11 protein-coding genes are annotated in these 12,937 nt (G+C 70.7%); 4 read left to right on the forward strand and 7 right to left on the reverse strand.

What is annotated here, in order from left to right:
- Nucleotides 1-17: 17 nt before the first annotated feature.
- Nucleotides 18-1,238: an acetyl-CoA C-acyltransferase gene (locus tag ACFWBT_RS18285; protein WP_385701344.1), complete on the reverse strand. Its 1,221-nt coding sequence runs from the start codon at nucleotides 1,236-1,238 to the stop codon at nucleotides 18-20.
- Between the two features lie 121 nt (nucleotides 1,239-1,359).
- Entirely contained in the window at nucleotides 1,360-3,183 is a 1,824-nt protein-coding gene (gene asnB, locus ACFWBT_RS18290) for an asparagine synthase (glutamine-hydrolyzing) (RefSeq protein ID WP_385701345.1), read from the reverse strand.
- Between the two features lie 140 nt (nucleotides 3,184-3,323).
- Here asnB and ACFWBT_RS18295 point away from each other — a divergent pair, with 140 nt between their 5' ends.
- Nucleotides 3,324-4,283, forward strand: a complete 960-nt coding sequence (locus ACFWBT_RS18295; RefSeq protein ID WP_385701366.1) for a homoserine O-acetyltransferase — start codon at nucleotides 3,324-3,326, stop codon at nucleotides 4,281-4,283.
- 54 nt (nucleotides 4,284-4,337) lie between these two features.
- Here ACFWBT_RS18295 and ACFWBT_RS18300 read toward each other — a convergent pair whose 3' ends face one another.
- The gene (locus ACFWBT_RS18300) at nucleotides 4,338-5,474 is read right to left on the reverse strand and encodes an LLM class flavin-dependent oxidoreductase (RefSeq protein WP_385701347.1); all 1,137 of its coding nucleotides are present in this window, start codon (nucleotides 5,472-5,474) and stop codon (nucleotides 4,338-4,340) included.
- Nucleotides 5,475-6,307: 833 nt separating this feature from the next.
- Here ACFWBT_RS18300 and ACFWBT_RS18305 point away from each other — a divergent pair.
- The 3 genes from ACFWBT_RS18305 to ACFWBT_RS18315 all read left to right on the forward strand — a co-directional run bounded on the left by ACFWBT_RS18305 (nucleotide 6,308) and on the right by ACFWBT_RS18315 (nucleotide 8,731).
- The gene (locus tag ACFWBT_RS18305) at nucleotides 6,308-6,877 is read left to right on the forward strand and encodes a winged helix-turn-helix domain-containing protein (RefSeq protein WP_385701350.1); all 570 of its coding nucleotides are present in this window, start codon (nucleotides 6,308-6,310) and stop codon (nucleotides 6,875-6,877) included.
- 13 nt (nucleotides 6,878-6,890) lie between these two features.
- On the forward strand, nucleotides 6,891-8,120 hold the full coding sequence (locus ACFWBT_RS18310; RefSeq protein WP_385701352.1) for an acyl-CoA dehydrogenase family protein: 1,230 nt from the start codon (nucleotides 6,891-6,893) through the stop codon (nucleotides 8,118-8,120).
- A gap of 152 nt (nucleotides 8,121-8,272) precedes the next feature.
- Nucleotides 8,273-8,731 carry an RrF2 family transcriptional regulator gene (locus ACFWBT_RS18315; protein WP_385701354.1) on the forward strand — a complete coding sequence of 153 codons (459 nt, stop codon included), beginning with the start codon at nucleotides 8,273-8,275 and terminating at the stop codon, nucleotides 8,729-8,731.
- A gap of 79 nt (nucleotides 8,732-8,810) precedes the next feature.
- Here the strand turns inward: ACFWBT_RS18315 and ACFWBT_RS18320 are convergent, their stop codons facing one another.
- The 4 genes from ACFWBT_RS18320 to ACFWBT_RS18335 form a co-directional block, all read right to left on the reverse strand.
- A complete protein-coding gene (locus tag ACFWBT_RS18320) occupies nucleotides 8,811-10,154 on the reverse strand; it encodes an LLM class flavin-dependent oxidoreductase (RefSeq protein ID WP_385701356.1) in 1,344 nt (447 codons plus the stop codon).
- Nucleotides 10,155-10,187: 33 nt separating this feature from the next.
- Nucleotides 10,188-11,240 carry an aliphatic sulfonate ABC transporter substrate-binding protein gene (locus ACFWBT_RS18325; protein ID WP_385701358.1) on the reverse strand — a complete coding sequence of 351 codons (1,053 nt, stop codon included), beginning with the start codon at nucleotides 11,238-11,240 and terminating at the stop codon, nucleotides 10,188-10,190.
- A 77-nt stretch (nucleotides 11,241-11,317) separates the two neighbouring features.
- On the reverse strand, nucleotides 11,318-12,061 hold the full coding sequence (locus ACFWBT_RS18330; protein WP_385701361.1) for an ABC transporter ATP-binding protein: 744 nt from the start codon (nucleotides 12,059-12,061) through the stop codon (nucleotides 11,318-11,320).
- The gene (locus ACFWBT_RS18335) at nucleotides 12,058-12,933 is read right to left on the reverse strand and encodes an ABC transporter permease (RefSeq protein ID WP_385701368.1); all 876 of its coding nucleotides are present in this window, start codon (nucleotides 12,931-12,933) and stop codon (nucleotides 12,058-12,060) included. Before ACFWBT_RS18335 ends, ACFWBT_RS18330 begins: the two co-directional genes overlap by 4 nt.
- Between the last annotated feature and the right edge of the window lie 4 nt (nucleotides 12,934-12,937).

Below are 12,937 nucleotides of genomic sequence, written 5' to 3' on the forward strand. Positions count from 1 at the left end.
GACGAGATCCCCCCGGCCTACGAGGTGCGCTCCAGGAGGAGGGCCATTCCCTGGCCGCCTGCGGCGACGACGCTGATCAGAGCGGTGCTCAGGTCGTCGTGGCGCAGGGTGGCAAGGGCGGTTGTCGTCAGCCGGGCTCCGGCCGCGCCGTAGGGCTCGCCCAGGGCGATCGAGCCGCCGTGCGGGTTCACGCGCTCGGGTTCCAGTCCGAGTTCGGCGCAGTACGCCAGGATCTGGGCGGCGAAGGGTTCGTTGCCGGCGACGGTGCCGACGTCCGCCAGGGACAGACCGGCCCTGGTCAGGACGGCGCGCGTCGCGGCGACAGGGGCCGGGCCCTCGGTCTCGGGAGTGCCCGCGCTGACGGCGGTGGCCAGGATGCGGGCGAGCGGGGTGTGGCCGTGGGTGTGGGCGTACGTCTCGGACATGACGACGACCGCCGCGGCTCCGTCGGACAGCGGCGCGCTGTTGCCCGCGGTGACCCTGCCGTCGGGGCGGAATCGTGGCGGCAGGGCGGCGAGGCTCTGCTGGGTGACCCCCGTGCGCGGACAGTCGTCGGCCGTGGCGGTGGTGCCGTCCGGGGTCTTGACCGGGACGATGTCGCCGAAGTGGAAGCCCTGGTCGAGGGCGTGTCGGGTGAGCCGGTGGGATCGTGCGGCGTAGGCGTCCATGGCGGTGCGGGTGATGCCGTACAGGTCGGCGGTGTTCTCGGCGGCCAGCCCCACCGGGATGTAGGGATCGGGGTGCCCGCCTTGTTCGCGTGGGTCGTTCCACGGCCCCGCGTCGGCTTGTGAGCGCCGGATCGTGCGTTGCCCGGCGGTGCGGAAGGCGGGGTTCTCGGTGCCGGGCCAGGTGTCGGAACTGCCGTGGGTGAGACGGGACTGTGACTCGACTCCGGCCGCGATGACGACGTCGGCGTCTCCGCAGCGCACTGCTTGGGCGGCGATGCGGATGGCCTGCAGTGAGGAGGTGCAGAAGCGGTTGACGGTGACCCCGGGTACGTGGTCCCAGCCGAGGAGGACGGCGGCGATGCGGGCGATGTTGAAGCCTTGTTCACCGCCGGGGAGGGCGCAGCCGACGACGAGGTCGTCCACGTGGCACGGGTCGAGGCCGGGAGTGCGGGCCAGCGCTTCGGTGAGCGTGCGGGCGAGCAGGTCGTCGGGGCGGACGGTGGCGAGAACGCCCTTGTGGGCGCGGCCGATGGGGGTGCGGACGGCTGAGGTGATCACGGCGTGCTGCATGGCGGTGTCCAGTGCGGTCTCGGCGACGGATCGGGGAGGAGGGACTGAGGGAAGGCGTGGAGAGGAGGCGATGAGGCGGAGGAGGCGATGGGCGGGGTGGCCGGGGTGGCGCGTGTGGGGGTCAGAGGTGGAGGGAGGGGCGATGGGTGCGCAGCCAGTGGTCCAGGTCCAGGACGAGTTCCAGTCCCTCGCGGGGGAAGCGGTCCGCGCCGGTGGGTTCCAGCAGCAGGCTGCGTACGGCGGAGACGTTCAGCAGGTCGGTGGCGGGGCCGGTCCCGGTCAGGAGGTGGCTCACCTGTGCGGTGAGGGCCGCGCGGTAGGCGGGGTCGCGGACCATGGGATAGGGGCTCTTGCGGCGGGTCAGGACCGGTTCGGGGAGCAGGTCGGTGACGGCGGCGCGCAGCAGGCTCTTCTCGCGGCCGTCGAAGGTCTTCATGGCCCAGGGGGTGTTGAAGACGTACTCGACCAGGTGGTGGTCCAGGAACGGCACCCGGACCTCGAGGCCGACGCCCATGCTGAGGCGGTCGGCGCGATCCAGCAGGCAGGGCAGGAACCGGGTCAGGTTGAGGTGGCTGTCGCGTCGCAGCGCGGTCTCCGCGGGTGTGGTTCCGGGCAGGTGCTCGATCTCGGCGCAGGCGGTCCGGTGGAGTGCGGCACGGTGTGCGGGCAGGTCGAGGGCGGCGGCCAGGGCCGGGTCGAGCAGCCGGGTCAGGTCCGCGCGGTCCAGCACGCCGGCCCAGGGAAAGGATGGTGTCGTCGTGGTCTGGGTGGTGAACCAGCGGTAGCCGCCGAAGAGTTCATCGGCGCCGTCCCCGGCGAGGGTGACCGGGAAGTCCTCGCGCACCGCGCGGTACAGCTGGAGCAGTGAGGTGTCGAAGTCCCCGAGCGTCAGCCCGTCGCGCAGATGACCGACCCGGGCGCGTAGATCCGGGTCGGCGAGTTCCTGGGCGTCCAGTCGTACCCGGCGGTGTGCGCTGCCCAGCCGGCGCACCATCAACTCGGCGTAGGGACCGTCCGGGTCGCGCCCCATGGCGTCCCGGTCGGATGCCTGACTGCCGAGGTCCACCGACAGGGTGTGCAGTGTCCCCGCCGCCGGGCGGGCCAGCGCGGCGATCACGCTGGAGTCCAGACCCCCGGACAGCAGGACGCTCACCGGCACGTCGGCGGCCAGTTGCCCGGTGACGGCCTCCTCCAGCAAGTGCCGTACCCGCGCCACCGTGGTGGGCAGATCGTCGCGGTGCTCGGCGGGGGTCAGCGACCAGTAGCGGCGGCCGCGCTCACCCTCGGGGGTCATGGTGACCGCGGTGCCGGGGGCGACCTCGTCGAGGCCCGCGAACGCGCTGCGCCCGGGTGTTTTGATCATCGGGTGGGCGGACAGCAGCAGTTCCCGCAGCCCGTCCAGGTCCAGCCGCGCGGTCACCGCCGGATGGGCCAGCACCGACTTGGGCTCGGAACCGAACACCACAGCGTCGCCGACGCGCGCGTAGCAGAGAGGCTTGATCCCGAACCGGTCCCGTACCAGCGTCAGTCGTCGCGGGCCCGGCTCCCAGGCGGCGTAGGCGAACATGCCCTCCAGGCGGGCCGGAGCCCCCTCGCCCCAGGCGTCGACGGCGTGGAGCACGACCTCGCTGTCGCTGCGGGTGGTGAACCGGTGTCCGAGGGCGGTCAGTTCCGACCGCAGCCGGGCGTGGTTGTAGACCTCTCCGGTGAAGGTCACCGCCAGTACCGTGCGCCCGTCGCGAGCCAGGACCATGGGCTGCCGTCCGCCGACCAGGTCCACCGTGGCCAGCCGGGTGTGCCCGAGACCCGCCGTCTCCTCCGCCCACATGGCCGAGGCGTCCGGGCCTCGGCACGCCAGGATCTCGGTCATCTCCTTGAGCGAGGTGTCTTCGGTGCCCTGAGGCACATGACCAGCGAAACCGGCGTAGCCGACCAGCCCACACATCGTTGGTACTCCCCCGACCCCCGGCGCGGGGGCGCGTCGCACGATCCGGATCCAGGGCCGCCCCTCACGCCACGGATACCGCGCGTGCACGGGGAGGACCCGGGGCCGGACCCGGTTCGCCGGCCACCACCACCGAAACGATCAAGCAGCGCCCGGGTCACCCCCTCGCACGACAATCCGCACGAACGCGTGCCCGTCTCATTCGGTCCGGGCCTTCCCGCGGATCGGACCGGCAGCGCGCGTCGTCGCATCGCCGCGCGGTCCCGGACCGCTGGTTCGTCGTCGCCGCCAATGTGCTGGGCGGCTGCCAGGGCAGTACCGGACCGTCCTCGACCCGTCCCGACGGACGGCCCTGGGGTGGGGCCTTTCCCTCTCTGACCCAGCGCGACCAGATCGCCGCCGAAGCCGGCCTGGCCGACGCGCTCGGCATCGACCGCTGGGCCCTGGTGGTCGGCGGTTCCATGGGCGGGATGCGTGCGATGGAGTGGGCCGTGTCGTATCCGGAGCGCACGAGCGCGCTCCTCCTGCTCGCCACCACGGCGGCGGCGAGCGCGGAGCAGATCGCCTGGGCGAACATCCAGCTCCATGCCATCCGCGGCGACCCGCACTGGCGCGGCGGCGACTACCACGACACGGGCAGGGGTCCGCACACGGGCCTCGGCCAGGCCCGCCGCATCGCCCACGTCACCTACCGCAGCGAGCCGGAGTTGCAGGTCCGCTTCGGCCGCGCGCCGCAGGGTACGGAGGACCCCTGGAACGGTGGCCGGTACCAGGTCGCGTCCTACCTCGACCACCACGCCGACAAACTGGTGCGCCGCTTCGACGCGGGCAGCTATGCCGTGCTGGCCGATGCCATGAACACCCATGACATCGGCCGCGATCGTGGCGGCACCCGCGCAGCCCTGGGCCGCGTCACCGCCAGGACGCTTGTCGCCGGGGTGAGCTCGGACCGCCTGTATCCCCTCGCCCAGCAGGCGGAGCTGGCCGCCGGGATTCCCACGGCAGACGACCTCCGCGTGATCGAATCCCCCTACGGCCACGACGGCTTCCTCATCGAAGTGGACCAGGTCGCCGCGCTCGTAGGCGAACTCGTAGGCTAGCGGCGGGCGTTCAGGGCCGCCGCCGCCATCTCCCCGGACAGCGGCCGACGGACGTCATCCGTGGACCGCCGCGAGATTCTGCGTGCCACGCGCCGCTCGCTCGGCGTCGCGCTTGGCGACCTCCTCGCGGACGATCGGGATCACGTACCGGCCGAAGTCGATCGCGTCACCCAGCAGGTCGTAGCCGCGGGCGGAGAGGATGTCGACGCCGAGGTCGTGGTAGTCCAGCAGGGCCCGGGCGACCGTCTCCGGGGTTCCGACCAAGGCGTTGGAGTTGCCCGCGCCACCGGTCGCGGCGGCGGTCGGGGTCCACAGGGCGCGGTCGTAGCGCTCCCCCGCCTCCGCGATGGCGATCAGCCGCTGCGAGCCGGAGTTCTGTGGCTGACCCTGGCCATAGCGGCGCTTGGTGACCGGATCGCCCTTCTCCTTGCGGGTCTTGATCGCGCCGACCGTGCGGTGCGCCTTCTCCCAGGCCAGTTCCTCGGTCGGGGCGATGATCGGGCGGAACGCGGCCTGGATGCGCGGCACGTCGGTGCGGCCGGCCGCCTTCGCGGCGGCCTTCACCGCCTCGATCTGCTCGGCGGTCTTCGCCAGGGGCTCGCCCCACAGGCAGTAGATGTCGGCCTCGGCACCCCCGGCGGCGTACGCGGCAGGTGACGAGCCGCCGAACGACACGTTCGGACGGGGATGCTGGACCGGAAAGACGTCGCTGACGAAGTCCTGGAACCGGTAGTGCTCCCCCTCGTGGTCGAAGGGTTCGTGGTTGGTCCAGATCTTCTTGACGATCTGGATGTACTCGCGCGTGCGGGCGTAGCGTTCGTCCTTGGTGAGGGTGTCGCCCTCGCGGCCCTGTTCGTGGTCGTTGCCACCGGTGATGAAGTGCACGGCCAGCCGGCCCTCGCTGATCTGGTCGAGGGTGGCGAAGGTCTTCGCGGCGAAGGTCGGATACGAGACGTTGGGCCGGTGGGCGAGCAGGATCTGGAGGCGGTCCAGCCTGCTCGCGATGTAGGCGGCGGCGGGGGCGGGATCCGGTGATCCGGAACCGTAGGCGAACAGCACGCGGTCCCAGCCGTGGTCCTCGTGCGCCCGGGCGAGCCGGAGCGTGTACTCCTTGTCGAAGGCGGCGCCGGAGCGCGAGGTGGTTTCGGAGCCGTTGTTGGTGGCGGCGATGCCAAGGAACTCCACTGGCATGGGAGATGGCCTTTCCTCAAGTCCTGCGGGGCCGCCGTGGGCAGCACGTGGGCACGGCGGAGCGGCCCTCGGTGCGGCGGGGTGTGACGGCGCTTCAGGGCGCTGGACCAAGTGGGTGTGCGGGTGTGACGACGCGGAGGTGCGAGCCTCGGGTGATGTCGGCGGTGGCCGGTACAGGCGTCGCGGAACCGTCCATGCACGCGTTCGGCGAGTGTTCAGCGCATGGGTACGACGGTGGGGCGAAGGGAGAACTCGGCCCGCCGCGGGGTCATCGAGGCAGGGCGGGACCGTTCAGACGGCCCGCTGCCACATCAGGTGCAACACGCGGCGGACCACACCCGACCGAAGTCGATGTGGTCGCGGGTGACCAAGTGCTGCTCGGCGTTCATACGTTCAATTCAGCAGTACATCTCGCTCGCCCGTCAACTGGGGCCCGGATGCTGGACGGCCTTCAACTGTACGGCGCGTGGTTGACCTGCGTCCGTCGGCTGCTTGGCCGTGCACGAACTGCCGCCCCCGCGCGGCGGTCGACGGCAACGAGTGAGCCGCCCGCGGTTGTTGCGTTCCCTATATTTCCTATCGATTTACTAGGAAAGCATTGACCGCCCGTCCAGCGGGTGCGCAGGATGATGCACATGGCCCATACGCAGCAACGACTCGTTCGTCGTCGGCATGTCGACTTTGGTCACGTCGTCAGCGCCGCCTGCTGTCGCGCCTAGGGCACGCGCCCCACACACCGCGTGTCCCACCCCGCTCCTTCTCCCTCATCCCTGGTGATCGGACGCACCACCCCCGCGCCTGACGACCCGACGCACTTCTGAAGGGCAACCGCCATGACCACGGCACTTCCGGCCCAGACCACTTCCTCGGATCCAGCATTCCCCGGCACGCGCCGGCTCCACCTCGTGGACGACGCGTCGCCGAGCGGCACCGAGGACTACGACGCCCCACGCCTCGTCGGCTACCTCGTGTTCGTCCCCGAGGGCACCGATCCCGCCACGCTCTTCGCCGAGAACGTGCCCCGGCCGGAGATCCGCCCGCTCGCCCACCCGGACTCACCTCCCGTGCGGCGGACGGGTCACGGCGCCCTCCGCATCGACATCGAACAGCGTGTCGCAGAAGTGGACGGTCGCGAACTCGACCTCACCTACCTGGAGTTCGGGCTGCTGGCCCATCTCGTCCTGCACCCCCAGCAAGTGCATTCGCGCGAGCGGTTGATGGCCGTCGTCTGGGGCTACGACCACATCGGCGACGGCCGCACCGTGGATGTCCACATCGCGCGGCTGCGTCACAAGCTGGGCAAGGCCCACCGGCGCGGGATCGTCACCGTACGGAGCGTGGGCTACAAGTACGTGCCCGAACAGCAAGGGAGCACCGACACCGCTCCTTGCCGCCGAACTTGAGGAGACCACCACCATGGGCGTTGCCACCGCGCCGTCCGGACCGACCTCGGAATCCGACCGGACCGGACCCGACCGTGTGCACTGGCTGCGCGCGGCCCGCGAAACGGCGGACGACCTGGCCACGGACGCGGTGGCCAGGGAGCAGGCGGGCAAGACCCCGTTCGACGAGGTGTCCCGCCTGCGCGAGGCGGCGCTGTTCACACTCCTCGTACCGTCCGAGGCGGGGGGAGGCGGCGCGGACTGGCCCACGGCCTACGCGGTCGTCCGGGAGATCGCCGCGGCCGACGGCGCGATCGGCCAACTGCTCGGCTGTCACTACTTCCTGTCGTGGAGCGCCCGGTACCTCACCGAGTCCACCCCTGCCGCTCAGGCCGAACGGCGGTCCGCGGCGGAACAGTTGTGCTGGGGTGGTGGTTTCGCCCGTCAGGAACTGCCTCTGACCCTGGCCAGGAAGGCCGGCGGCTATGTGCTGGACGGTCGGCAGAGCTACGCCACGGGAGTACTCGTCGCCGACCGCCTCGCCGTGCGGGCCGAGCGGGCCGACACCGGCGAACCGTTCGCCGTGGTCGTCGATCCCGCCCATCACGGCGTACGGATCGACGGCGACACGGACACTTTCGGCCAGCGGCTCGCGGCCGGCGGGAGCGTGGAGTTCGACGCCGTACCGGTCGCCGCCGACAACGTAGTCGGCTCGCTGTCCGTGGACGAGGACGTCCTGTCACCTGCGGCCGCTCTCACCTCGCCGGTCGGACGTCTTCTCTCCGTCCAGGTCCTTCTCGGCATGGCCGAAGGAGTGCTCGCCGAAGCCCGCGAGTACAGCAGGGTGGGCCACTCACCCTGGCATCCCGCCTGGCCGGCCGGCTCTCCCCAGGACCCGCAGGTGCTGACCGTCTACGGAGAGCTCATCGTCCTCGCCCGCTCCGCCTCCGCACTCACCGAGCAGGCGGCGGAAGCCGTGCACGGCGGGCTGGCACGCGGCGAAGACCTCTCCTACGACGAGTACGCGGAGATCTCCGTCCTCGTGACCATGGCCGAGGCCGCCGCTTCCCGGGCCGCGCAGGAGTCCACAGCCCGCGTCCTCGACATCGTCGGCCCGCGCTCCGCGTCCTCGCGGCTGGGTTTCGACCGCTTCTGGCGCAACGCACGGACCCATACCCTGTACGAGCCCGTCGCCCACCGGCTCCGCGACGTCGGGGACTACTTCCTCAACGGCGCGCACCCTCCGTTCGTCCTGCCTGTCTGACCTGGGGCTTCCAGCCTGTCCGGCCCAGGGGCCATAGAGCACCGGGCAGGGGTCTCAGCAACCGGACCGTCGGGCAGGGGCGAGGGGCCCATGACCCGACCAGGGGCCTGCCCGCGATGGAGGCCGACCGAACCGTACGGGATAATGCGCACATGCGGATCTCAGCCAGGGCGGACTACGCGGTACGTGCCGCGCTGCAGCTCGCCGCGTCACAGGATGGCGGGCCGTTGAAGGCCGAGGCGATCGCCGACGCCCAGGACATCCCCCACAAATTCCTCGAAGGCATCCTGAACGACATGCGCCGGGGCGGTCTCGTGCTCAGCCAGCGCGGCGGCAACGGCGGCTACCGGCTGGCCGAGCCCGCCGAGTCCATCAGCATCGCCGACGTCATACGCACCGTCGACGGGCCACTCGTCTCGGTGCGCGGGGTCCGCCCCCCGGACCTTTCCTACACCGGTCCGGCCCAGTCGCTGCTCCCGCTGTGGATCGCGCTGCGGTCCAACGTGCGCGAGATCCTCGAAGGCGTGTCGCTCGCCGACGTCGCATCAGCCCAACTGCCCCCCGACGTGTCCGCGTTGACCAACACCCCGGGCGCCTGGGCGAACCCCTGACGCCCCGGGGCCGCTCGGTGAGCGTGCTCGTGTCGAGCCCCTGGACGAGCGGAGCCGGCGGCCTGCTGTCCGTCACCGGTCACACGGGCCCTTCCGCGCGGAACTGGTTGGCCGACACCGGTAGCCCGTAGTGCTCGCGAAGGGTCGTTCCTTCGTACTCCTCACGGAACAAGCCCTTGCCGCGAAGGATCGGCAGGACGTGCTCGATAAAGCTTTCCAGGCCGGAGGGCAGGGCCGGCGCCATGATGTTGAACCCGTCCGCGGCACCCCCCTCGAACCAGGCGACGATCGTGTCCGCCACCTGTTCGGGCGTGCCGATGAACTCGAAGTGCCCCCGGCCGCCGCCGAGCCGCGAGATGATCTGGCGGACCGTCAGCGTCTCGCGTACGGCGAGTTCGATGATCAGGTCGGAGCGGCTCTGCGAGCCCTCCAGCTTCGGTCTCGCGAGGATGAAGTCCGGCAGTGGCCCGTCGAGTTCGAACACCGACGGTTCGGTCTCGAAGACCGCGGCCAGCTGACGCAGCCCGTACTCCGGGACGCGGAGGTCGTCGAACTCCCGCGCCAGCGCCCGGGCCTCCGCCTCGGTCGACCCGATGTACGGGACGATGCCCGGCAGCACGATCACGCCGTCCGGGTCACGCCCCGCGGCCCTGGTCCTGGCCTTGATGTCGGCGTAGAAACCGGCAGCGCGCTCGTACGTCTGATGAGCGGTGAAGATCGCCTCGGCGTGCCGTGCCGCGAAGTCCTTGCCGTCCTCGGAGGAGCCGGCCTGCACGAGCAGGGGGTAACCCTGCGGCGGACGCTCGACATTGAGCGGACCGGCCACCGAGAAGCGCGTGCCCCGGTGGTCGAGCCTGTGGAGCCGAGCGGGGTCGGCGTAGCGCCCCGTGGTCTTGTCGGCGACGACGGCCTCGGACTCCCAGCTGTCCCACAGCGCCTTGGCGATGTGCAGGAACTCGTCGGCCCGGGCGTACCGCTCGGCGTGGTCGGGACGGTCGACGAGGCCGAAGTTGGCCGCCTCGTCGGCGCCCGCCGAGGTGACGATGTTCCACCCGGCCCGGCCACCGCTGACATGGTCGACCGACGCGAGGCGACGGGCGAGGTTGTAGGGCTCGTTGTACGTCGACGACACGGTCGCTATGAGTCCGATCCTGCTGGTCGCCTGTGACAGCGCGGTCAGCAGGGTGAGCGGTTCGAGCTGGCCCGGAGGCCGGAACTCGCCCGTGCCGACGACAGCCGGGCCGTCCGCGAGGAACAGCGAGTCGAACTTGGCGCTCTCCGCCAGCTGAGCCAGCTCGATCCAGTGCCGCAGGTCGAAGTCCGCCCGCGCGTTGCTGTGCGGGAGCCGCCACGCCGCTTCGTGGTGTCCGGCCTCCATGAGGAAGGCGTTGAGGTGGAGCCGGCGTCTTCTCTGATCGCTCACGACTGCTCTCCAGTCCGTTCGTGGTGTACCGGCTCAGCCGACCGACAGCTTCGAGCTGTCGTATCCGGCCGGAAGGAGGTTGTCGGTGATAGACGAGACGTCGACCTGCTTGGTGATCTGGCCCGCCTCACGGAAGGAGTCGGCGAGCTTCTGCTCCGCCGCGATGTCCGGCTTCCCCACCGGAGTGACCCGGAACTGGAAGGCGGCCAGAGTCGCCTTGGCGTCGGCCAGGGGAATGCCCTGCTCCTTGGAGAGCGCCTGCGCGTGCTTGTCGGGGTGCTTGACCGCCCAGGCGAACTCGCGGGACAGCCTCTTGAGGACGTCGGTGAGAGCCGCCCGCTTCGTGGGGTCCTTCAGCGACTTGTCGGTGGCGACGTAGTAGCTGCTCGTCTGGTCGATCGGCGGGAGACCTTTCGCCAGGATCCGCGCGCCGTTCTTGACCGCGATCGCCGACTGGGGATTCCAGATCGACCAGGCGTCCACCTTGCCCGTGTTGAACGCCGTGGCGCCGGCCGCCGGATCGAGAAAGACCAGCTTCACGTCCTTGAGACCGAGGCCCACGCTCTTGATCGCGTTCAGGGCCAGACCGTGCGCCGAACTGCCCTGTGGTACGGCGATCCTCTTGCCCTTGAGGTCCTTGAGCGTCTTCAGCTTCGAGCCCTTCGGCACGATGATGTTCTCCAGCGCCTGGTCGGGCGTGAGCGAGCGGTTGACTGCGACGATCTTGAAGCCGTACTCCTTCGCGGCGCCGGTGATCGGCGGCACGTCGCCGACGCTGCCCAGGTCGATGTCACCCGAGGCGGCCGCCTGCACGAGCGGCGGGCCGTAGGTGAAGCGGGCGAACTTCACCTTGTAGGGCGCGTTGTCGAACACGCCGGTGATCTTCGCCAGCTCCTGGCTGCCGTCACCGCCGTTGTCACCGATGGTGAAGGTGTACTTCTTCCACTCGGGGTGGCTGGCGGCGCCCGATCCGCTGGGGCCGCTCAGGGGCGCGGCGGCCTCCGACGTCGAAGCGCAGGCGACGAGGGTGCTTCCCAGGGCGAGCAGGCCGACGGCGGCGACGATTCGGGAGGGTTTCCTGGACATGGGTTCTCACGTGCTTTCTGTGCTGTGGTGGGAGAGGTCGATGGAGGTGGTGGAGGTGGTGGATGTGGTGGATGAAGTCAGTGCTGGTTGGCCAGGCCGAGGTCTTCCAGGAGCGCGGAGCGCAACTTCTCTCGCGCGATGCTCGCCTCGCGGTCCCCGGGCGACAGCTCGACGAGGTGCGAGGTGCCGATGCGTCCGCCGTTGCTCATGACGAGGACGCGGTCGGCCAGCGCGATCGCCTCGTCGACGTCGTGGGTGACGAGCAGCATGGCCGCGTGGTGCTTGCTCCGCAGCTCCCGCACGAGGTCGTGCATGCGCAGCCGCGTGATCGCGTCGAGCGCCGCGAACGGTTCGTCGAGCAGGACGAGTTCGGGCTCCGAGACGAGCGCCCGTGCCAGCGACACCCGCTGGGCCTCGCCGCCGGAGAGCTCCTTGGGCCACGCCTTCTCGCGGCCCGCGAGTCCGACCTCGGTGAGCACGTCGCGGGCCCGCTGGTCGGCGTCCGGTCCGTGCAGGCCGAGGGTGACGTTGCGCAGCACCCGCTGCCACGGCAGCAGACGGTCGGCCTGGAACACGATCGCCCGTTTCGCCGGGACCTCCACCCGCCCGCCGTCGGGCCGGTCCAGCCCGGCGAGCAGTCTGAGAAGGGTGCTCTTGCCGCAGCCGGAGGGGCCCAGCAGGACCACCAGCTCCTCGTCGGCGATGGTGAGGTCCAGATGGTCGAGGACGACCCGGTCCCCGAACCGGCGGACGACCTGCTCGACGACGGCGCCTGCCTGCCGACGGGGCCGTGTTGCGTGCGGAGCGATCGTGGTACTCATGCCGCCTCATAACTGGGGCGCCACCGCAGCAGCACCCGCTCGAGAACCCGGACGAACTGGTCGGCGAGCAGACCGAGGAGCGAGTAGATCACCAGCCCCACGAAGACCTGGCCGGTCTGCAGGTAGGTCTGCCCTTGAGTGATGAGGAAGCCGAGCCCCTTGTCGGCGTTGACCGTCTCGGCGGCGACGAGGCCCAGGACGCTGTACGCGAGAGAGAACCGGAGGCCGACCAGGAACCCCGGCAGGGCTCCGGGCACCAGCACCCGCGTCACGAGGCGCCAGGTGCCCGCGCCCGTCGTCCGCGCCATCTCGATCAGCCGCTGGTCGACGCCCCGGATCGCGGCGAACAGGTTGAGATACATCGGGACACCCGCACCGAACGAGATCAGCAGCACCTTCGTGAGCTCGTCGATGCCGAACCACACGATCATCAGGGGCAGCACCGCCAGCAGCGGGATCGTGTTCAGGATCTGCACGAGGCCGTTGAACAGATACTCGCCGCTGCGCAGCAGCCCGCCGAGCACACCGCTGACGATCCCCACCGTCAGACCGAGCGTGAGACCGATGCCGGCCCGTTGCAGCGAGATGGCCAAGTCCGGCCCGAGGACGCCCTGTTGCCACAGGTCGACGGCGGATTCGACGATGGAGGTCGGTGCCGGGGCATAGGTCTTCTTCACGGCTCCGGCCCTGGCCAGGAGCTCCCAGGCGATCAGGATCACGGCCGGAGTCGTGTAGATCCCGAGCGGCCAGCGCAGCCGCTCGCGGAGTGTGTGGAGCGGGGTCCGGCGGCGGGCGTCGCGCGGCAGGAAGACCTCGCGCCCCGGCGCGGTCGTCGGCTCGGCGACTGCCGACTCGGCTGTCGCCGGCTCGATGGTC

The sequence above is a fragment of the Streptomyces sp. NPDC060027 genome, assembly GCF_042737005.1.
In the GTDB taxonomy this organism is placed as follows: domain Bacteria; phylum Actinomycetota; class Actinomycetes; order Streptomycetales; family Streptomycetaceae; genus Streptomyces.

What these genes read in the sequence shown, in the direction of transcription:
- ACFWBT_RS18285 (WP_385701344.1), bottom strand. Translation starts at nt 1,238, where the DNA reads ATGCAGCACGCCGTGATCACCTCAGCCGTCCGCACCCCCATCGGCCGC.
- asnB (WP_385701345.1), bottom strand. Translation starts at nt 3,183, where the DNA reads ATGTGTGGGCTGGTCGGCTACGCCGGTTTCGCTGGTCATGTGCCTCAG.
- ACFWBT_RS18300 (WP_385701347.1), bottom strand. Translation starts at nt 5,474, where the DNA reads ATGCCAGTGGAGTTCCTTGGCATCGCCGCCACCAACAACGGCTCCGAA.
- ACFWBT_RS18305 (WP_385701350.1), top strand. Translation starts at nt 6,308, where the DNA reads ATGACCACGGCACTTCCGGCCCAGACCACTTCCTCGGATCCAGCATTC.
- ACFWBT_RS18310 (WP_385701352.1), top strand. Translation starts at nt 6,891, where the DNA reads ATGGGCGTTGCCACCGCGCCGTCCGGACCGACCTCGGAATCCGACCGG.
- ACFWBT_RS18315 (WP_385701354.1), top strand. Translation starts at nt 8,273, where the DNA reads ATGCGGATCTCAGCCAGGGCGGACTACGCGGTACGTGCCGCGCTGCAG.
- ACFWBT_RS18325 (WP_385701358.1), bottom strand. Translation starts at nt 11,240, where the DNA reads ATGTCCAGGAAACCCTCCCGAATCGTCGCCGCCGTCGGCCTGCTCGCC.
- ACFWBT_RS18330 (WP_385701361.1), bottom strand. Translation starts at nt 12,061, where the DNA reads ATGAGTACCACGATCGCTCCGCACGCAACACGGCCCCGTCGGCAGGCA.